This window comes from Terriglobales bacterium (genome assembly GCA_035543055.1).
GTDB lineage: Bacteria > Acidobacteriota > Terriglobia > Terriglobales > Acidobacteriaceae > JAIQFD01.
On sequence record DATKKJ010000239.1, the window covers coordinates 1 to 20,073 of the forward strand.

The following is a 20,073-nucleotide window of genomic DNA, read 5'->3' on the forward strand; positions in this document are numbered from 1 at the left end:
GGCCCAGGGCACTCATACCTGGAAGCAGAACTCGTTCGATGACTTCGAAAAGGGCACGGCCAAGGGCGTAGCCATCACCAGCGACGGCCTGCTCCAACTGGCGCCGGCCTTCAAGGCCGTCTATACGACCCCTTCGACCTACGTGTGGGCGCTGGCGGCGGATGGCAGCGGGGCGGTCTATGCGGCCGCGGGCTCGCCGGCGCGGGTGTATCGCGTGACCCCGGATGGCAAGGCCGCGGTCATCTTCGAGCCCCGGGAGCTGCAGGTGCAGGCGCTGGTGGTGGACCGCAGCGGGCTGCTCTATGCCGCGACCTCCCCCGACGGCAAGGTGTACCGCATCGAGCACGGCGGCGCTGCCGGCAAGACGGCCGCCAAGACCGACCAGGAGACGCAGGCGGCCGTCGATGCCTCCTACAAGTCGAGCGTCTTCTTCGATCCCCAGACGAAGTACATCTGGGACCTGGCCATCGACCCGCAGGACCAGCTGTACATCGCCACCGGGGACCGCGGCGAGATCTACCGCGTGAACCGGGCCGGACAGGGAACGCTGTTCTTCAAGAGCGACGAGGCCCACATCCGGGTGCTGGGCTTCGACGCCAAGGGCAACCTGATCGCCGGCTCCGACGGCAGCGGGCTGGTGTACCGCATCTCGCCGGCGGGTGAGGCCTTCGTGCTCTACAGCGCGCCCAAGAAGGAGATCACGGCGCTGGCGGTGGACGCGGCGGGAAACATCTATGCGGCGGGAGTGGGCGAGAAGCGGACGGCGGCGCCGGTTCCGGGGCCGGCGGTGGCGCCGCCGCCCCAGCCCCAACCGCAGCCCGGCCCGCAGCCACCGAGCGGCGGGGCGCCGCCGCCGGTGAATCCGCCCGCGGCCGGTATGCCCATGCCGCGCTCGGCGGGGTCGGAGATCTACCGTATCGCCCCCGATGGCTCGCCGCGCCGCATCTGGTGGTCGGTCGAAGACATCGTCTATGCCCTGGGCTTCGATGAGCAAGGGCGGCTGCTGGCGGGCACCGGCAACAAGGGCCGGATCTATCTGGTCCAGAACGAACGCAGCTTCACCGACCTGCTGAAGGCCAGCGCCACCCAGGTGACGGCCTTCGCCAAGGCCCCGGGCGGCGGGCTGTACGCCTCCACCTCGAACCTGGGCAAGATCTTTTCCATCGGAGTGGCGCCCGAGGCGGAGGGCAGCTACGAGAGCGACGTCTTCGACGCCCGCATCTTCTCGCGCTGGGGCCGGGTCGAGAGCCGCGGCCAGGGACGCTACGAGATCGATCTGCGCAGCGGCAACGTGGACAACCCCGACCGCAACTGGAGCCCCTGGAAGCGGGTCGATCCCGAGACCGGGGAGGCCGACGTCCCCGCCGCCCGCTTCATCCAGTGGAAGGCGGTGCTGCGTCCCGCGGCTCAACCCACCGCGGTGGACAGCGTGCTGCTGAATTATCGGCCGAATAACGTGGCCCCGGTGATCGACGACGTTGCGGTGCAGGTGGGCTGGCGCTTCCAGCCCATGCCCAAGCCGCCGGAAGGCGCGCAGGGCGGGCAACGATTCGCCATGGTCCCAGCCGGGGTGCGCGACCGCGACGCGGTCTCGGTGCGCTGGGTGGCGCACGACGACAACGACGACGAGCTCGTCTATTCCCTCTACTACCGCGGCAACGGCGAGAGCCGCTGGAAGCTGCTGAAGGACAAGATCACCGATACCTACTACACGCTGGATGGCGGGCTGCTCCCCGACGGCGGCTACACCATCCGGGTGGTCGCCTCCGACGCGCCCTCGCATCCCGCCGACGAGGCGCTGAGCGACGCGCGGGAGAGCGCCCGCTTCGAGGTGGACAACACGCCGCCGCGCATCGATGACCTGCACGCCTCCGGCGAGGGCGGACAGGTGCACATCACCTTCCGCGCCCGCGACAGCTTCTCCCCCATCAGCCATGCGGAGTGCTCCATCGACGCCGGCGAGTGGCAATTCATCGAGCCGGTGGGCAAGATCTCCGATTCCCTGGTGGAGAATTACGATTTTGCGCTGCCCTTGCCCTCCAATGCGCCGCCAGCGCCAGCGTCCGGGGGGAAGAAGACTGACCGGCCCGCCGCCGAGGCGCCGGGGGAACACGTGGTGGTGGTACGGGCCTACGACCGCTTCGAGAACATGGGTGCGGCGAAGACCATCGTCACCTCAGCGCGGAAGTAGATTTCCCACACGAGCAAATTGCCTCGTGTGGGCACCCGGCGACCACCCAACTGCAGGGCTGACGCCCTGCTCCACCCGCCCGGGCTGGCTTTGGCAAAAGAAAAACGCGGCCGGATTCGGCCGGCCTTGGCTTCGGGCCGCTCGCGGGCGAGCGGGCTACAACTCCTTTCGGCCGCAGCTACAATCCTCCTGGTGAGGGGAACCCTCGAGAACATCGGTTGGCTGCTGGGATGCGTGTACTCCACCATCCCCGCCTATTGGCTGCTGGTGCACCCCTTCGCTGATCTGTGGCGCAAGCGTAAAACCTCGCTCAAGCACGTGGGATGGGTGTGGCCGCTGCTGTGGGTGGTGGCTGGCGCGGTGACGGCCCGATGGCGGCACCAGGTCCTATACCGCGAGCCATGGACCTGGATCCCGGGCGTGGCCCTGATCGCGACCGCGATGTACGTCTATTCCCGCGCCCGCCGTGACTTCTCCGATGATCAGGTGCTGGGCCGCTCCGAACTCGAGCCGGACAAGCACGAACAACGACTGGTGACCGAGGGCATCCGGGCGCGCGTCCGCCATCCTTATTATCTGGCGCACCTGTTGCACCTTTCGGGGTGGGCCCTGGGAACCGGCTCGGCGGCGGTGTGGATGCTGGAGGCATTCGCCATCGTGACCGGCGCGGTGATGCTGCCCCTGGAAGAGCGGGAACTGGTGCGCCGCTTCGGAGACGAGTACCGCGAATATCAGCGCCGCGTACCCTGCCTTTTCCCTTTCTAAGCCAGCGACTAGCGACCAGCGACTAGCGACCTATAGAATTTGAGGCGCTTAGCGGGCGTGACGCTGAGCGCAACGAAGCGGGGAGTCCGCTGCCGAAATCCCGAGCAAAGCGAGGGACCTCCAGAGCGTGAAGTTCGAACTCTTCGTAGCATCCAGATATCTGCGCGCCAAGCGCCGCCAGGCGGTTATCAGCGTCATCACCGCCATCTCCATCCTGGGGGTGGCGGCGGGCGTGGCCTCGCTCATCGTCGCCCTCGCCATCAACAACGGCTTTCGCCAGGACCTGCAGGAACGGCTGCTGGGCTCGACCGCCCACGTGCAACTGATGCGGGTGGAGAGCGACGGCATCCGCGACTGGCGCGCCCTGCTGGCGCGGCTGGAGAAGCAGCCGCACGTCACCGCAGTCTCGCCCGCCATCTATGAGCAGGTGCTGGTTTCGCGGGGGGCGCGGGCCAAGGGCGCGGTGCTGAAAGGCGTGCTCCCCGAATATGAGAACAAGGTCAGCGAGATCCTGCGCTCGGTGAAATTCGGGTCGGCGGAGGCGTTGGAAGAGAAGGCCGCGGGTGGCCCGCTCGAGGGCGAGCGGACTACAAGATCTCCTGATACCCCCGACGCGCTCTCCCGGCCGCAGCAGATGCCGCCCATCATCCTGGGCAAGGACATGGCCGACGACCTGGGCGCCACGGTCGGCTCGGTGGTGCTGGTCACCTCGCCGCAGGGCGAGCTCACGCCCTTCGGCATCGTCCCGAAATATGTGCGCTTCCGGGTGGCCGGGATCTTCAAGTCCGGTTTCTACGATTACGACACCACCTGGGCGTTCACCCGCCTCTCCGATGCGCAAAGGCTGTTCGGCCTGGGCGACGTGATCTCGGTGATCGAGCTCAAGGTGGACGACATCTACCGCGCCGCCGACATCGGGCACGACCTCGAGCGCGCCGCCGGCAAGGGCTTCATGGCCTCAAACTGGATGGAGCAGAACCGCGCCCTGTTCCGCGCCCTGAAGCTGGAGCGGGTGGTGACCTTCATCACCATCGGCTTGATCGTGCTGGTGGCGGCGCTGAACATCCTGATCTCGCTCATCATGATGGTGATGGAGAAGACCCGTGACATCGCGGTGCTGATGTCGATGGGGGCCAAGCACCGCCAGGTGCGCCGCATCTTCATCGCCCAGGGGGTGCTGATCGGGGTGATCGGCACGGTGCTGGGGCTGGCGCTGGGATATGCGCTCTCCTGGGCCGGCGGCCACTACCGGCTGGTGTCGCTCTCTCCGGAGGTGTACTCCATCGATTACGTGCCCTTCTCGCCCCGCGCGCTCGACGGGGTGATCGTGGCCGCGGTAGCGCTGGCCATCTCGTGCGTGGCCACGGTGTATCCCTCGTGGTCGGCCTCCCGCATCCTGCCCGCGGAAGCCCTGCGCTACGAGTGATTTTGCCTACCAAAATCTGGATTCTCTTCATCTGCAAAATTGTGCACATTTGCGCGCAGTCTGATGGATACTTTGGTAACCGCCCCCGAGGCTAAGTCGTTGGAACATCAGGGATGGGATGGTGTTCCAATGGGGTAGGAGGTGGCCCTTGGCGTGCACCTTGAAGAGGCGACAATTGGCTCCCGACCCATCGCAGGACGAAGTGATGTGACCTTGGAGAAGGCCACTGCATCCAATGGAAGAGACAGAGATGCTTCGGGTCGAGGGTTTGAAGAAGGTTTTCCGGTCCGGGCAGTCGGATCTGGTGCTCTTTGAAAACTTGTCCTTCCGGGTACGGAAGGGAGAGATGCTAGGTATCGTCGGTGAGTCCGGAACCGGGAAAAGCACCTTGCTGCACCTGCTCGGAGCGCTTGATAGGCCTTCCGAAGGTGACGTATACTTCGGCGCAATGAGGTTGCGGTTGCTCTCCGATGACGATGCAGCGGAGTTTCGCAACCGCGAGATCGGGTTCGTTTGGCAGTTCCATTATTTGCTTCCGGAGTTCACGGCTCTGGAGAACGTGGCCCTGCCGCTGATGCTGCGGGGAGTGGCCAGGCGGGAGTCGGGTGAGGAGGCTGCCCGCTGGTTGCGCGAAGTCGGGTTGGCCGACCGAGCACACCATCGTTCCGGGGAACTGTCGGGCGGCGAACAACAACGCGTGGCACTGGCCAGGGCCCTGGTGACTCGGCCGAAGTTGCTGATGGCGGACGAACCCACGGGCGACCTGGACGGCCGAACGGCCCACATGGTGTTTGAACTGATTTCCCGTCTACATCGCGACCACCAACTGACCTCCCTTATCGTTACGCATAACCTTGAGTTTGCCCGCCGCTGTGACCGAGTGTTACGGCTGGGGGGCGGACGTGTCGAGGAGGTCGCTCCGCAGTCGCTGCCCGCGTAGGGCGCGGCGGAGGTGGCGCAGGAAGGACGGGAATCGTCCACAGAAGTGGACGGCAGGATTGTCCGGCGCCGGACCGCGGCCCGCTCCCCAGCTACGGGCGGCGTGACGAAGGCGGCGGGCTGAAGGCTTTTAGGGAGAGGGACTATGTTCGAACGGTACACGGAGAAGGCTCGACGCGTCATCTTCTTCGCGCGCTATGAAGCAAGCCAGTTCGGCTCGCCGTACATCGAGACCGAACACTTGCTGCTGGGGCTGCTGCGCGAAGACAAGGCCCTGACCAACCGGTTCCTGCGCTCGCATGCTTCGGTGGAGTCCATCCGCAAGCAGATCGAGGGCCATACCACGATCCGCGAGAAGGTCTCCACCTCGGTCGATCTCCCTCTCTCGAACGAGTGCAAGCGGGTGCTGGCCTATGCCGCCGAGGAGGCGGAGCGGCTGGGGCACAAGCACATCGGCACCGAGCACCTGCTGCTGGGCCTGCTGCGCGAGGAGAAGTGCTTCGCCGCCGAGATCCTGCACGAGCGCGGGCTGCGCCTGTCCACCATCCGCGAAGAACTGGCGCGCACCACGCAGGAGAAAGCGCAGCCGCAGCGCAGCCGCGAATCCTCCCTGCTCAGCGAATTCAGCCGCGACCTGACCCAGGCCGCCATGGACAACCAGCTCGACCCGCTGGTGGGGCGGGAGCAGGAGCTGGAGCGGGTGGTGCAGATCCTGTGCCGGCGCACCAAGAACAATCCGGTGCTCATCGGCGAGCCCGGCACCGGCAAGACCGCCATCGTGGAAGGCCTGGCACAGCGCATCGCCGACGGCGACGTGCCCACCTTCTTGGCCGACAAGCGCATCCTGGCTCTTGACCTGTCGCTGATCGTGGCCGGCACCAAGTACCGCGGCCAGTTCGAAGAGCGCCTGAAGACCATCATGAAGGAGCTGATGGAGAACCAGAACTCCATCATCTTCATCGACGAGCTGCACACCCTGGTGGGGGCGGGCTCGGCCGAGGGCTCGCTGGACGCCGCCAACATCCTGAAGCCGGCGCTGTCGCGGGGCGAGATCCAGTGCATCGGCGCCACCACCCCGGGGGAATACCGCAAGTCGATCGAGAAAGACCGCTCCCTGGAGCGGCGCTTCCAATCGGTGAAGGTGGGGCCGCCCACGGAGGCGGAGGCGGTGAAGATCCTGAAGGGGATCAAGGACCGCTACGAGAAGTTCCACGCGGTCACCTACACCGACGAGTCGCTGGACTTCGCGGTCTACCATTCGAACCGCTACATCCCCGACCGCTTCCTGCCCGACAAGGCCATCGACCTGATCGACGAGGCGGGGGCGCGGGTGAAGCTGCGCCAGACCTCGCTGCCGGACGAGATCACCGAGGTGCAGAAGCGCATCAAGTTCATTGTCCACCGCATGGAGAACGCCATCGCGAACCACGAGTTCGAGAAGGCGCGCTTCTACTCCGACGAGGAGCGCAAGGAGCGCGAGAACCTGCGCGCCCTGCGGGAGAAGCACCATCTGGACGAATCGGCCACCGGGGTGGTCGGCCGCGAGGACATCGAAGACGTGGTCAGCCGCTGGACCGGAGTGCCGGTGAGCTCGATCAAGGAAGAAGAGACCCAGAAGCTGCTGCGCATCGAAGAGGAGCTGCACAAGCGGGTGATCTCGCAGGACAAGGCGATCATCGCGCTGGCCCGCGCTATCCGCCGCTCGCGCGCCGGCCTGAAGAACCCCAACCGGCCGGTGGGCTCGTTCCTGTTCCTCGGCCCCACCGGCGTGGGCAAGACCGAAGTGGCACGCACCCTGGCCGAGTTCCTGTTCGGCAGCGAGAAGTCGCTGATCCGCTTCGACATGTCGGAATTCATGGAGAAGCACTCGGTCAGCAAGCTGATCGGCTCGCCCCCGGGATACGTGGGCTACGAGGAAGGCGGGCAGCTCACCGAGCGGGTGAAGCGCGCTCCCTACTCGGTCGTCCTGCTGGACGAGATCGAGAAGGCGCACCCCGACGTGTTCAACATCTTGCTCCAGGTCTTTGAGGACGGCCAGTTGACCGACGGCCTGGGCAATACGGTCGACTTCAAGAACATCATCCTCATCATGACCTCGAACATCGGGGCCCGGCACCTGATCAAGCGCACCGGCCTGGGCTTCGCTTCGGAGAAGGAAGAGGTCATCTCCGACAAGGTCGAGGAGATGGTGAAGGGAGAGGTGAAGCGCACCTTCAATCCTGAATTCCTGAACCGGCTGGACGAGGTCATCCTGTTCAACGCTCTGACCGAGCAGGACCTGATCCAGATCGTGGAGCTGCTGGTCAGCCAGTTGAACAACAACCTGGCGCAGAAGCACATCACCATCACCGTGACCGAGCAGGCGCGCAAGTGGATCCTGGACAAGACCATCACCGACCGCAGCTACGGGGCGCGCCCGCTGCGCCGGGCCCTGCAGAAGTACATCGAGGACCCGCTGTCGGAGGCGCTCATCCAGGGCACCATCTCCACCCGCCCGGCCTTCCTCGAGGTGTACCTCGAGGGCGACCGCCTCTTCTACCGCCAGGTCGGCGAGGGCGAGGAGAAGCACGAGGGCGTGCTGCTGTACAGCTAGCCGCTAGCCATCAGCCGTCAGGGAAACCTGGCGGCTGATTTGTTCTTGAACCTGGTTGCAAGAGCGGCATTGTACTAGCGTACCTTCCGGGTTACTACGCTCTTAATCGAGAGCGTTACCTTTTCGTCATAGAATCGCCTCATCCTGGGCCTTGAGGGAGATTCACGTGGCTGGCATGTTCCGGTATTCGCTGATCGCATTGTTCTTTCTGTCTCTACCCGTAGCCGGGCAGGACGCCGCCACCCCCACGTCGCCGGTAGGACTGCCGGTGGATTGGAGCTTCCGGCACCTGATCCACGGCCGGCCCTGGACGGGTCCGACCGAGGCCACAGCCCGGCGCGAACCTCGCGTGCTCTACGACTGGATGAAGCGGCAGCAGGTTCGCAGTCCGTCCAGCGCCGGAGTACTCAAGCGGAAGACCAAGTTCGGGAACCGTGTGGACTGGAACTTCACTCTGGGCGCGGGGAAGGTGGCGAACAACATGGCGCCGGCGAAATACACCTTCAACGTCACCGCCACGCCCAGCTGCAGCAGCGACTATGTGGTCTTTGCATTGGATACGGCAGGCAGTTCATCGCAGCCGAACCTGGTGCGGTTCAATAATCTCTACTCGGAGCCGGGAGGCACGGGCTTCTGCACGGGCGCGACGGGCCCTTCGGTCCTGTCCGCCTACAACATCACCAGCACCGCCACCAACGGCGCCATCCTCACTTCCCCAGCAATCTCCCTCGACGGCACTCAGGTCGCCTTCATCGAGACCATCTCCAGCCCCATCGTGACCTCCGTCTTCCATGTGCTGAAGTGGGGCACCACCGGCTCCAACGGAAGCTTTGATACCGGCACGAACACCTACACCGCCGCCGTGCCCGGCAGCTCGAACAACGCGACGATGAGCACGCTGCAATTCAGTTCGTCCACCACCACGTTCTCCTCACCCTGGATCGACTACCACAATAACGTGGCGTACTTCGGGGATGACAACGGGAAGCTCTACAAGACGACATGCGCATTCAACTGCGCTACCCCGCCCGCCATCGTACCCGGCTGGTCCGGGGGATTCGGCCCAGGGCTCCAGATCGCCCCTGCAGGGGTCAAGCTTGGCTCTCCGGTGGTGGATTCGACCAGCAACAAGCTCTTCGTGGGAGGAAGCGACGGCAACCTGTATGGAGTGAATCTGGCAGTGTGCCCTCCCACCTGCCCGGGAATGTCACCCGGCAGCGTGGCGGTGGGTTCAGCGAATACCTTCGGCGGCGTCCTGGACGCTCCGATGGTGGACGTTACTTTCGGGACGGTTTTCGCCTTCGCCGGTGACAACGGCTCCGGCGCCGGCATCGTCCTGCAGACCAACACCAGCCTCGCCTTGAGTCCTTCGAACATCAACGTGCCCATGGGCAACGCCGCCTTCAACATCCCTGACGGCACCTTCGACGACGCCTACTACACCAACACCCTCGGCAGCGCGACGGCGGTTGGGCACCTGTACACCTGCGGGTCGCAGGGCGGCAGCGGCCAGCCCGCGCTGTACACCATCCCCTTCACCAATACCGGTACGCTGAGTACCAGCAATCCGCCCAAGATGGGCTCCGGGAGCCACCAGAACATCCCCGGCAATTCCGGCATCGGGTGCTCCCCGCTGGTCGAGTTGAAGAACGGGGCCACCGACCGGCTGTTCTTCAGCCAGTCGCAGGTGCCGTCAACAAAGTGCACCACTGCCACGCCGGTGGACGGCTGCATGTTCATGTACGACATCACCAGCGGCACCCCCACGGGCCCCACCACGGCAGTCGAGAACAACGGCACCAGCGGGATCATCGTGGACAACACTTCGGCGAATGCGCAGGCGTCGAGCATCTATTTCAGCAACCAGGGGACTGCCAGCTGCACCATCGGGGCGGCTACTCCGGCCTACTGCGCCATCAAGCTCACCCAGTCAGCCTTGCAGTGAGCGGCGTGAGAATGCGGCAAAGGCGCGGCTCAGGCCGCGCCTTTGCTTTCCGCGTCGGGGCGATCAGGCGTGGAACTCGTGCCCGACGGTAAGCACCGGGCAGGGCGCCGCGCAGACCACCTTGTAGGCGATCCCGGTCGTCAGGTGGGTGGCCAGCGGCATGGGCCGCTTGACCCCGAGGACGACGATATCGGCGTCCAGCTTGCGGGCATGCTCGACGATGATCTCCGGCACGTCGCCGATCTCCACCAGGAACTCCGGGTGGGTGGTCAGTTGGGCGTCGGAGGGGACCATCTTGCGCAGTTCCGCTTCGTTATAGGCGAGCGTTTCGGCGCGGCTCAGGGTGGGCATGGCGCCGGGCTCGGGCTCCGGCAGCACCGGAGATGGCTCTGGCGAGACGTGGAGCAGCGTCATCTTGGCGTGGTGCTCCTCCGCCAGGGAGAGGGCGTACGGCAGACCGTGCCTGGTCTCTTCGCCAAAGTCGGTCGCGTACAGGATGTGGCGCAGCTCACCCTCTTTGATCCTGTGGGTGACGTGCGGCCCGATGGTCAGGACGGGGCAGGTCGCGTGGCGGAAGACGTCTTCCGCGACCGAGCCCATCAACAGCTTGTCGATCCCCTTGCGGCCGTGAGTGCCCAGCACGATCAGGTCGATGTGGTGCATCCGCACCATCTCTTTCAGCACATGCGCGATATCGCCCTGCTCGATGCACTCCTTGTGCGGCACTTTCTTCAGGACGTCGGAGGAGGCCAGCGAGCGCATCCTCGCGCTCGCCGCCTGCGCCGGCGGAAGCGGGTCGGCCGGCAGCATGTCGAAGGGGATCGACGGCACGACGTTCACCAGGTAAAGCGTGGACCCATAGCGATGCGCCAATCCTGCCGCAAAGGGCAGGGCGGCATCGGAGAAGGATGAAAAGTCAGTTGCGAGGAGGATATTCTGGATTGCGACGCGGGTTGGAATACCGACAGTGGCCATCTGGCACCTCCTTGCTGTGACTGCTGGAAAGGGGCGCGACCCGCTCGTCGACTGAATGGCTTGGCTTACATCGTGCGGGCCGCAGGATTGCGTGACGGCACGCAGCACAAAATAATCCACTCTCAGCCTAGTCCTGCTTTCGTGGCGAGGGTAGGACGCCGGTCACGCCTCCGGGTGACGGTCCCTGATCTGATCTGTCAGTCTTCTTGCCAAGTCCCCGCCCCTTTTCCGGAATCGGGACGGTCATTGCCGGGGGAACGCCGCCCGGGTGGACGGGTGCTCGGGAAGATGTGGGGATCAACGCGTGCGGCGGTTGAGCGAGGCCGCCGAGCGCCGGCGCTAGGACGCGGTCCTCCGCACCCTTTCCGGCCGCCGCGGGCCGATGGCCAGGGTATTCAAGACCTCCGCCAGCAATGGTCCCGCCTCGCGCAAGATGTTGCGATGGTGCACGGACAGATCGCGCAGGGTGCGTTCGCCCTTGGCGGTCAGGCGGATGAATACCTGGCGCTGGTCGGAGGTGCCGCGCAACCGGCGCACCAGGCCGCGCTGCACCGAACGGTCCACCAGTTCGACCGCGCTGTGATGCTGCAATTGAAGCCGCTCGGCCAGGGTCCCGATGGTCGGCATACGGTCTTCCGGCAATCCCTTGATGGCCAGCAACAACTGGTGCTGCTGCGGCTCAAGTCCCGCGGCCCGAGCGGCCTCTTCGCTGAACCGCAGGAAGCGGCGGATCTGGTAGCGCAGCTCCGCCAGGGCGGGGTAATCGATGGATTTGCCTTGGTTGCCCACCGTTCTGGAATATAACCAATCGGGCACTCAAAGTACACGGCAGAAATCTGGAACCCTGCGGATGCGGACCGGGTGGCCCCCGACCTCGGCTCCCGTCCTGCTACAATCGCCGGTTCCCCCTGATATCAGAGCGCGGGCTGTGCCTGCCCCAGGAGAGAGGGACCTTGATCGCACGGTACACCCGGCCCGAGATGGGCCGCATCTGGAGTGATGACAACAAGTTCCGCATGTGGCTGGAGGTCGAGGTGGCGGCCAGCGAGGCCTTGGCGGAAGCCGGCGTCGTACCCGAAGCGGCGGCCCGCGCCCTCCGCGAGAAGGGACCCGGGTTCGGCGTCGAGCGCATCCACGCGATCGAGGCCGAGGTCAAGCACGACGTCATCGCCTTCACCCAGGCGGTGGCCGAGAAGGTGGGCTCGCCCCATTCCCGCTGGCTGCATTACGGCCTGACCTCCAACGACGTGGTCGATACCGCCCAGGCCCTGCAGTTGCGCGAGGCCTCGAAGATCATTTTCGAAGACCTGCTGCGCCTGGCCGAGGTGCTGAAGCGCCGCGCCTTCGAGTTCCGTCACACACCACAGATCGGACGCACCCACGGCATCCATGCCGAGCCCATCACCTTCGGCCTGAAGCTGGCCAACTGGTATGCCGAGGTGGAGCGCAATATCGCCCGCTTCGACCGGGCCGCCGAGGAGATGCGGGTGGGCAAGCTGTCCGGGGCCGTGGGCAACTTCTCCCACATGGACCCTGACATGGAGGCGAAGATCCTGGTGCGGCTGCGGCTGCGCCCCGCGCCCATCTCCTCGCAGGTCGTCCAGCGCGACCGCCACGCCTACTACGTGGCCACGCTGGCGGTGATCGCCTGCACCCTGGACAAGATCGCCACCGAGATCCGGCACCTGCAGCGCACCGAGGTGCGCGAGGCCGAGGAGTACTTCAGCGAGAAGCAGAAAGGCTCCTCCGCCATGCCGCACAAGCGGAACCCAGTGACCTGCGAGCAGATCAGCGGGCTGGCGCGGGTGGTCCGGGCCAATGCCCAGGCCGGGTTCGAGAACGTCGCCCTGTGGCACGAGCGCGACATCTCCCATTCGTCGGTCGAGCGGGTCATCCTTCCGGATTCCACCATCCTGGCGGATTACATGCTCAACAAGACCACCGACCTCATCGATCGCTTGCTGGTCTACCCCGACCGGATGCTGCGGAACCTGGAAAGCACGCGCGGGCTGGTCTTCAGCGGCCAGCTCCTGCTTGACCTGGCCGAGGCCGGCATGCTGCGCGAAGACGCTTACCGCCTGGTGCAGAAGAACGCCATGCGCGCCTGGAACGAGGGGCTGGATTTCCGCGAGCTGGTGCAGCAGGAACCGGAGATCCGCAAGCGCGTCCCCGCCAAGACCCTCGACCACGCCTTCGACCTGCGGCGCCAGCTGCGCAACGTGGACAAGATCTTCGTCCGCGTCTTTGGCAGCGACGCGGACGCGGGGGTTTCCCCAAAGCCCCACTCAAAGGAAAGGAAGCCGGCACGAAAGCGGCGCTAGCCGGCCGCGCCTTCGCCCCGCACCGTGCGCACCTCCCGCCATTGCAGCGCGCTCACGTCCAGGCCGTACTTCTTGCGCACGTACTCGACGACGTAGCGCTTGGCGGCGTCGAGCGAGCGCTCGAACCGGTCGGTGACGGCCGCCTTCTTTTCTTGCAGGTCGAAGACCGTGATGCGCCAGCGCGCGGTGTGGTCGAAGGTCAGCGAGAGGGCCAGACTGGGCTGGTCGGTGAGAGCGAGAACACAGTCCCCGGGGAAATAATGCGGCGCCATGGCGTCCCCCACAAGCTGGTGAGCACTTCCTGACCGTACGGCGGAAGGGATGCGAAATTCTGCACATCCCGGGCCCGGATTTCAAGTCTCCCGGCGCCATTTTCCGCGGCGGGGGCGTGATACCATCGAGCTAAGTCCGGGATGAACGCCGACATCGTCCACATCGCATTCCAGGTGGTCGTTTTCCTGTTCGCCATCAGCGTGCACGAGTCCGCGCACGCCTGGACCGCCAACCGGTACGGGGACCCTACGGCGCGCCTGCTGGGCCGCATCACCCTCAATCCCATCCACCACATCGACCCCATCGGAACCGTGCTGCTGCCGTTGGCTGCGATGATCTATCACTTTCCGATGATCGGATGGGCCAAGCCGACGCCGGTAAACCCGCGCAACTTCGGGCGCAATTACGTGCGGGCCGACATCATGACCTCGGTCGCCGGGCCGGTCAGCAATCTTCTGGTCGCGACAGGGTCGGTCCTCGTGCTGGCCGTCGTGCTCCGCGCACAAGCCGTGCTGGGACCTGCGGCTGAGCCCTTGTTCATCCTTTTCTACTCGGCGCTGCAGATCAATGTCCTGCTGGCGGTCTTCAACATGATCCCCATTCCGCCTTTGGACGGCAGCCACGTGCTCCGACACTTCCTCTCCGGAACGGCGCTCGCGCTTTACGACCGGATCGGGGTATTTGGTTTATTGTTTTTCTTCTTTCTGGGCGGGAGAATCATTTCCGTCCTTATGGCTCCTTTCATGGCCTTTTTTGCGTACCTTCTGGTACTGATCTCACGATGACCTCCGCGACCAAGAAACGTGTGCTCAGCGGCATGCGTCCCACTGGCCGGCTGCACCTGGGAAACTACCTGGGGGCGCTCGCGAACTGGGTCAAGCTCCAGGACCGGTACGAGTGTTTCTTCTTCATCGCCGACTGGCACGCTCTGACCACCGACTACGCCGACACTTCACGGGTGAAGACCGCCTGCATCGAGGTGATGCTCGACTACCTGGCGGCCGGGCTCGACCCCGAGCGGTCCACGCTCTTCATCCAGTCGCACGTGCCGCAGCACGCCGAACTCCACCTGCTCTTCTCTCTGGTCACGCCCTTGGGATGGCTGGAGCGCGTCCCCACCTACAAGGAGCAGAAGGAGAACATCAAGGGCAAGGACCTGGGGACGTACGGCTTCCTCGGCTACCCGGTGCTGCAGTCGGCCGACATCCTGATCTACCAGGCGGATCTCGTGCCCGTGGGCGAGGACCAGGCGGCGCACGTCGAGATCACCCGCGAGATCGCCCGGCGCTTCAACAGCTTCTACCAGTACCAGGGACGCGACGTCTTCCCTGAGCCGGGAACGCTGCTGACGGAGGCCAAGAAGGTCCCCGGCACCGACGGCCGCAAGATGTCGAAGTCGTACGGCAACACCATCCTGATGAGCGAGCCCGAGCCCGAGCTGCGGGCCAAGCTCAAGACCATGGTGACCGACCCGGCGCGGGTGCGCCGCAGCGACCCCGGAGACCCCGACAAGTGCCCGGTCGGTGACCTGCACAAGATCTTCAGCTCCAAGGAAACGCTGAACAAGGTCTACGCGGGTTGCCGCAGCGCCGGCATCGGCTGCATCGAGTGCAAGGGCTGGGCGGCCGACGCCATCGTCGCCCACCTGGCACCCATCCAGGAACGCCGCCGCAAGTACGAGGCGGACCCGAAGCTCACCTGGGACATCCTGGAGGCGGGCTCGGCCAAGGCGGCCAAGGTCGCCGAGCGCACCATGCAGCAGGCGCGGGCGGCGATGAAGATGTCGCGCGAGTACGAGCCGCCGTCGGCCGCGGCGGAGGGCGAGTAATGCCTGAGAGCCGTCCCAACCCAGGTGGCACGGGCGTGCCGCCCGTGCGCCCGGTCGACACCGCCGGGCCACAGACCAAGAAGGACGGCACCGATTTCCCCTACTCCGTCACCGTGGGGGCGGTGTACGACGGGCCTTTGGACCTGCTGCTCGACCTCATCCGCAAGCAGGACATCGACATCTACGACATCCCCATCGCCCGGATCACCGCGCAGTACCTGGCCTACGTGGAGCGGCTCAAGGAGCTGGATGTGAACCTGGCCGCGGAATTCATCTTCATGGCCGCGGTGCTCATCCAGATCAAGTCGCGCATGCTGCTGCCGCGCGACCCCGACGCCCCCGCCGACCAGCAGGACGACCCGCGCATGGACCTGGTCACCCGCCTGCTGGAGCACGAGAAGTTCAAGAACGCCGCCCAGATGCTGATGCAGAAACAGCAGCTGGAAGAAGCCGTCTGGTCGAATCCGGCGCTCAAGGAATTCAAGGACGCCGAGGGCGCCGAGCCCGAGCTGGCCGCCGACGTCGTGGACCTGGTGCGCACCTTCCAGCAGATCCTGGAACGCGCCAAGGAGCGCCCCGTGCTCCAGGTGGACGAGGAGACCGTCACCATCGCCCAGATGATGGATTACATCCGGCGGCGGCTGCTGATGGAGGACCGGCCGGTGCGCCTGAAATCGCTGCTGCAGTACACCCGTTCGCGCAACGCCCTGGTCTGCGCCTTCCTGGCCCTGCTGGAGATGGTGCGGCTGCAGGCCATCCTGCTGCGGCAGGACCGGATCTTCGGCGACGTTCTGGTGAAGAAACACACGATGTTCGACGCTATCATGTCCGACGAATCGGCCGTACGCGACGACTGGCGGTAAAGCAGTAGCTAGTAGTTGGTAGTTAGTAGCTAGGACGAGGATGAGTTTGAAGGGACAAATCGAGGCCATCATTTACGCCGCGGAAGAGCCGGTGTCGATCGAGCAGATCGCCGCCGCTCTCAAGGACCACGCCGGCGTCGAGGCGCCGGCGAGTGGTGAAGTCAAGGATCCACTGGCCGGGCTGAAGGCGCAGGTCCGCAACCTGGTCGAGGAACTCGCCCAGGAATATGCCGCCTCCGACCGGGGCATGGAGATCCGCCAGGTGGCGGGCGGATTCCGCATCTCCACCAAGCCCGAATATCACGATGTGGTGCGCTCCTTCGCCAAGTCGCTGAAGGCGCCGGTGCGCCTGTCGCTGCAGGCTCTGGAGACGCTGGCGGTCATCGCCTACAAGCAGCCGGTGACCGTGCCCGAGATCAGCGAGATCCGCGGGGTGGACTGCAGCGGCGTCATCGGCACCCTGCTCGACCGCAAGCTCATCACCACCGCCGGGCGCAAAGCGGTGGTCGGGCGGCCCATCCTCTACAAGACCACCAAGGATTTTCTGCTCCGCTTCGGCCTGAAGGACGTGTCCGAGCTCCCCAGCGTCGAAGAGTTCGAGAAGCTCGCTGCCGAAACCATCCAGGCGGACCTCTTCGCCACTCCGGAGCCGGTGCCGGACGCTACCGGAGTATCTGAATCGGCCGAGTCGGCGCCCGAAGCCGCCACGACGACCTCCGACGAAAACGCCGGGTAGCCTGACGTGCCCGAACTGCCCGAAGTCGAAACCGTAGTGCGCGGGCTCGCCCAGCGGGTCACCGGCGACATCGTGGAGAGCGTCTGGCTGAGCGGGAAACCGCAGTCCTTGAAATCGCCCGCGCGGGAGATCGCGCGCACCCTGGAGCGGGCCCGCATCGAGAAAATCCATCGCCAGGGCAAGCACATCGTGTTTGAACTGAGCCGTCAGCCATCAGCCGTCAGCCATCAGAAGAAGCACTCACAGTTCATCGTGCACCTGGGCATGACGGGAAGCCTGGTCGTCGCCCAACCCGACCTGCCAGTCGCCAAGCACACTCATGCCATTCTCAAGCTTGGCTCCGGCCGCGAGCTGCGCTTTGTGGATCCACGACGCTTCGGACGCCTGTCGGTCCACACCGACAGGAGATTCGAGGGCGTTGAGCCGTTCGACGTTGGCTTGGAAGCCTTCCGTTCGCTCTTCCGCAGGCGCAAGACGCCGATCAAGAGCGCGCTGCTGAACCAGAAGCTGCTGCGCGGCATCGGCAACATCTACGCCGACGAATCGCTATTCCGCGCCGGCATCCGGCCGCGCCGCCGCGCCGCTTCGCTCACCGGCGATGAACTGCAACGCCTCTACCGGGCCATCCCGGAAGTGCTCAACGAAGCCATCGCCGCCGGCGGCTCTTCGGTCTCCGATTACGTGGACGCAGCGGGTGAGGAAGGATCCTTCCAGCTTGAGCTGCAGGTCTATGGGCGCGAAGGCGAATCCTGCCTGGTCTGCCGCACAGCTATCAAGCGGGTAGTCGTAGCGGGGCGCAGCACACATTACTGTCCGAAATGCCAGAAGTAGGTTTCCCGTTTCGCGTTGCAGGTTTCGCGTTGACCTTGGAATAGAAGCGTGAAACGTGAGACTTGAAACGCGAAACGCGGCCCGCTTCTCCAGGCTGCTGATACTCTAAACTGTACTGCCATGACAGCCTTCGCCATCGGAGTGGACCTGGGCGGCACCAACCTGCGCATTGCGGCGGTGGATGAGGCCGGCCGGCTGATGGAGAAGATGACGCTGGGCGCCGAAGTCGGCCGGGGTCGCGAGCGCGTCATCGAGGACATGACCGCGGCCATCCGCGAGGTGGTGCAGAGATTCAACTCCGACCGGCTGCTGGGCATCGGTATCGGCGTCCCCGGGATCATCGACATCGAGACCGGGACGGTTCACCAGTCGCCCAACCTGCCCGACTGGCGCGACTACCCGGTGCGCGACGAGATCGAGAAGCGGCTGAACACGCGCGTCATCCTGGAGAACGACGCCAATGCGGCCGCTCTGGGCGAGCAATGGCTGGGCGCGGCACGTGACCACGACGACATGTGCATGCTGACCCTGGGCACAGGCGTAGGGGGCGGCATCGTGCTCGGCGGGCGGGTGTGGCACGGCTTCAAGGGGATGGCCGGCGAGTTGGGCCACATCACCGTCGAGCCGGAGGGGCCGCCCTGCGGCTGCGGCAGCCGCGGCTGCGTCGAGCAACTCGCCTCCGCCACCGCGGTGGTGCGCATGGCCAAGGAGGCGATCGCCGCCGGCCAAGCGCCGGGGCTGGCGCGCGCCCACGGCGAGAACCCGGAATTCGACTCCAAGATCGTCTATCAGATGGCGGTGCAGGGCGAGCGCGCGGCGCAGGAGATCTACCGCAAGGTGGGCTGGGCCCTGGGCATCGTGGTCGCTGACCTGGTGAACATCTTCAACTTGCCGATGTACGTGATCGGCGGCGGCATGGCCAGCGCCTGGGAGGCGTTCGCCCCCACGCTGCTGCAGGAGGCAAGGGCGCGGTCGTACATCTACGCCGAAACCGCCGCCGGTGACGACGCCGAGCCCGGCCGCAAGAAGACGATCATCACCCGCGCTCTGCTATCGGGCGATGCCGGCCTCTTCGGAGCGGCGCGGCTGCCGATGCTTCCCGACGAAGTGCAAGGCCACGCCAAAGCCCGTCTGCGCACCGCTTAACTGTATGTGGCCCGGGCGTGCCGCCCGTGTGCCCGGCCGACACGGCCGGGCCACAGATTGAAGCTATCTCGCCACCGGCGCTCTCTGTGTGGCCTTGGCCAGGGCCTTGATGAAACGCTCGTTCTGCTCCGGCGTCCCGATGGTGACCCGCAGGGCATTGGGGCACCCCCAACCGCCGGTCAACGGCCGAATGATCACGCCCGAGGCCTGTATCCGCTGCGCCACGCCGGCCGCGTCCTCGACCTCGAAATAGATGAAGTTGGCCGAGGTGGGCACGGCCTTGATGCCGAGGTCGCGGAACTTGTCCAGCAGCCACTTGGCTCCGGCGCGATTGTTTTCGATGGTGCGGCGGATATGGGCCGCGTCGTCCAGCGCCGCCAGAGCGGCCGCTTCGCCCACGCCCGAGACTGCGAAGGCCATCTGCAGGCGCACGAAATAGGCGATCATGCGCTCGCTGGCGAAGCCGCAGCCGACCCGCACCCCGGCGAGCCCGTGCGCCTTGGAGAAGGTCCGCAGCACGACGACGTTCCGGCCCTGTCGCACGTAGTCGAGCGAGTGCGAATACTCGAGGCCGCGCTCGCGGGCAAAGTCCTCGGCGAAGTCGCAGTAGGCCTCATCAAGCACGGTGACCACGTGGTCGGGCAGCCGGACGAGGAAGCGGTCGATGTCTCCGGCCGACACCATCGTGCCCGTCGGATTGTTGGGATTGGCGATGAACACCAGCCGGGTGTTGGCGTCCACGCGGGCCGCCAGCGCCTCCAGGTCGAAGCTGTAGTCCTTCATGGGCACGGTGATGAACTCCGCGCCCGTGGCGCCCACCGCGATGGGATAGACGATGAATGACTTCTCGCTGGTGATGGCGTTCAGCCCCGGCCGCAGCACCGACCGCGCGATGATGTTGATGAGGGCCGTGGAACCGTTGGAGACCATCACCTGGTTGATGTCGAGCTGGTGGAGCTCGGCCAGGCGCATCCGCAGCTCGGTGATCTCGTTGTCGGGATAGAGGTTGGTCTCGCGTGCGGCGTGCTCCATCGCCCGCAGCGCCTTGGGCGACGGCCCGAACGGGTTCTCGTTCGAGGCCATCTTGACCATCCGGGTGCCGGATTCGAGTTCTGCCTGTTTGATGGGTTTGCCGGGGACGTAGCCGGGAAGCTTGCGGATGAACTCCGGCACCAGGTCTTCGAATTTGGTCATCGATTATTTTGTATCACGCCTGCGGGTGTGTGGGACAGCCGCCCTCG

Annotated in this window: 17 protein-coding genes; 13 read left to right on the top strand and 4 right to left on the bottom strand. The window is 65.4% G+C overall.

The window, feature by feature from the left end:
* The 6 genes from VMS96_15210 to VMS96_15235 all read left to right on the top strand — a co-directional run.
* The coding region (locus VMS96_15210) for a hypothetical protein (protein HVP44776.1) at nt 1-2,191 on the top strand (2,191 nt) is incomplete at its 5' end.
* A gap of 192 nt (nt 2,192-2,383) precedes the next feature.
* A complete protein-coding gene (locus tag VMS96_15215) occupies nt 2,384-2,956 on the top strand; it encodes an isoprenylcysteine carboxylmethyltransferase family protein (GenBank protein HVP44777.1) in 573 nt (190 codons plus the stop codon).
* Nucleotides 2,957-3,083: 127 nt separating this feature from the next.
* Complete coding sequence (locus tag VMS96_15220; GenBank protein ID HVP44778.1) at nt 3,084-4,382, top strand: FtsX-like permease family protein; 1,299 nt, start codon at nt 3,084-3,086, stop codon at nt 4,380-4,382.
* 235 nt (nt 4,383-4,617) lie between these two features.
* Nucleotides 4,618-5,322, top strand: coding sequence for an ABC transporter ATP-binding protein (locus VMS96_15225; GenBank protein ID HVP44779.1), 705 nt, complete (start codon nt 4,618-4,620; stop codon nt 5,320-5,322).
* 144 nt (nt 5,323-5,466) lie between these two features.
* Complete coding sequence (locus VMS96_15230) at nt 5,467-7,914, top strand: ATP-dependent Clp protease ATP-binding subunit (GenBank protein HVP44780.1); 2,448 nt, start codon at nt 5,467-5,469, stop codon at nt 7,912-7,914.
* A gap of 166 nt (nt 7,915-8,080) precedes the next feature.
* Nucleotides 8,081-9,859, top strand: coding sequence for a hypothetical protein (locus VMS96_15235; GenBank protein HVP44781.1), 1,779 nt, complete (start codon nt 8,081-8,083; stop codon nt 9,857-9,859).
* Between the two features lie 63 nt (nt 9,860-9,922).
* Here VMS96_15235 and VMS96_15240 read toward each other — a convergent pair whose 3' ends face one another.
* Both VMS96_15240 and VMS96_15245 read right to left on the bottom strand, forming a co-directional pair.
* Complete coding sequence (locus VMS96_15240) at nt 9,923-10,834, bottom strand: universal stress protein (protein HVP44782.1); 912 nt, start codon at nt 10,832-10,834, stop codon at nt 9,923-9,925.
* Nucleotides 10,835-11,173: 339 nt separating this feature from the next.
* Complete coding sequence (locus tag VMS96_15245; protein ID HVP44783.1) at nt 11,174-11,623, bottom strand: MarR family transcriptional regulator; 450 nt, start codon at nt 11,621-11,623, stop codon at nt 11,174-11,176.
* Nucleotides 11,624-11,787: 164 nt separating this feature from the next.
* Here VMS96_15245 and purB point away from each other — a divergent pair, with 164 nt between their 5' ends.
* Nucleotides 11,788-13,155 carry an adenylosuccinate lyase gene (gene purB, locus VMS96_15250; protein HVP44784.1) on the top strand — a complete coding sequence of 456 codons (1,368 nt, stop codon included), beginning with the start codon at nt 11,788-11,790 and terminating at the stop codon, nt 13,153-13,155.
* Here the strand turns inward: purB and VMS96_15255 are convergent.
* Nucleotides 13,152-13,427 (bottom strand): hypothetical protein, encoded by a 276-nt coding sequence (locus tag VMS96_15255; GenBank protein ID HVP44785.1) that lies wholly within the window; start codon nt 13,425-13,427, stop codon nt 13,152-13,154. The two genes, purB and VMS96_15255, sit on opposite strands and share 4 nt — an antisense overlap.
* A 141-nt stretch (nt 13,428-13,568) precedes the next feature.
* Between VMS96_15255 and VMS96_15260 the strand changes: the two genes are divergently transcribed.
* From VMS96_15260 to VMS96_15285, 6 genes are all read left to right on the top strand, one after another.
* Complete coding sequence (locus VMS96_15260) at nt 13,569-14,213, top strand: site-2 protease family protein (GenBank protein ID HVP44786.1); 645 nt, start codon at nt 13,569-13,571, stop codon at nt 14,211-14,213.
* Nucleotides 14,210-15,256, top strand: a complete 1,047-nt coding sequence (gene trpS / locus VMS96_15265; protein ID HVP44787.1) for a tryptophan--tRNA ligase — start codon at nt 14,210-14,212, stop codon at nt 15,254-15,256. Before VMS96_15260 ends, trpS begins: the two co-directional genes overlap by 4 nt.
* Nucleotides 15,256-16,119, top strand: a complete 864-nt coding sequence (locus tag VMS96_15270; GenBank protein ID HVP44788.1) for a segregation/condensation protein A — start codon at nt 15,256-15,258, stop codon at nt 16,117-16,119. The genes trpS and VMS96_15270 overlap by 1 nt, the downstream gene beginning before the upstream one ends.
* Nucleotides 16,120-16,165: 46 nt before the next feature.
* Nucleotides 16,166-16,855, top strand: a complete 690-nt coding sequence (scpB, locus tag VMS96_15275; GenBank protein HVP44789.1) for an SMC-Scp complex subunit ScpB — start codon at nt 16,166-16,168, stop codon at nt 16,853-16,855.
* 6 nt (nt 16,856-16,861) lie between these two features.
* Nucleotides 16,862-17,686, top strand: coding sequence for a bifunctional DNA-formamidopyrimidine glycosylase/DNA-(apurinic or apyrimidinic site) lyase (mutM, locus tag VMS96_15280; protein ID HVP44790.1), 825 nt, complete (start codon nt 16,862-16,864; stop codon nt 17,684-17,686).
* Nucleotides 17,687-17,806: 120 nt separating this feature from the next.
* Nucleotides 17,807-18,832, top strand: coding sequence for an ROK family protein (locus VMS96_15285; protein ID HVP44791.1), 1,026 nt, complete (start codon nt 17,807-17,809; stop codon nt 18,830-18,832).
* A 63-nt stretch (nt 18,833-18,895) separates the two neighbouring features.
* Here VMS96_15285 and hisC read toward each other — a convergent pair whose 3' ends face one another.
* Nucleotides 18,896-20,026: a histidinol-phosphate transaminase gene (gene hisC / locus VMS96_15290; GenBank protein HVP44792.1), complete on the bottom strand. Its 1,131-nt coding sequence runs from the start codon at nt 20,024-20,026 to the stop codon at nt 18,896-18,898.
* Nucleotides 20,027-20,073 lie beyond the last annotated feature (47 nt).

What these genes read in the sequence shown, in the direction of transcription:
- VMS96_15240 (HVP44782.1), bottom strand. Translation starts at nt 10,834, where the DNA reads ATGGCCACTGTCGGTATTCCAACCCGCGTCGCAATCCAGAATATCCTC.
- trpS (HVP44787.1), top strand. Translation starts at nt 14,210, where the DNA reads ATGACCTCCGCGACCAAGAAACGTGTGCTCAGCGGCATGCGTCCCACT.
- VMS96_15230 (HVP44780.1), top strand. Translation starts at nt 5,467, where the DNA reads ATGTTCGAACGGTACACGGAGAAGGCTCGACGCGTCATCTTCTTCGCG.
- VMS96_15225 (HVP44779.1), top strand. Translation starts at nt 4,618, where the DNA reads ATGGAAGAGACAGAGATGCTTCGGGTCGAGGGTTTGAAGAAGGTTTTC.
- VMS96_15255 (HVP44785.1), bottom strand. Translation starts at nt 13,427, where the DNA reads ATGGCGCCGCATTATTTCCCCGGGGACTGTGTTCTCGCTCTCACCGAC.
- VMS96_15285 (HVP44791.1), top strand. Translation starts at nt 17,807, where the DNA reads ATGACAGCCTTCGCCATCGGAGTGGACCTGGGCGGCACCAACCTGCGC.
- hisC (HVP44792.1), bottom strand. Translation starts at nt 20,026, where the DNA reads ATGACCAAATTCGAAGACCTGGTGCCGGAGTTCATCCGCAAGCTTCCC.
- VMS96_15270 (HVP44788.1), top strand. Translation starts at nt 15,256, where the DNA reads ATGCCTGAGAGCCGTCCCAACCCAGGTGGCACGGGCGTGCCGCCCGTG.
- VMS96_15260 (HVP44786.1), top strand. Translation starts at nt 13,569, where the DNA reads ATGAACGCCGACATCGTCCACATCGCATTCCAGGTGGTCGTTTTCCTG.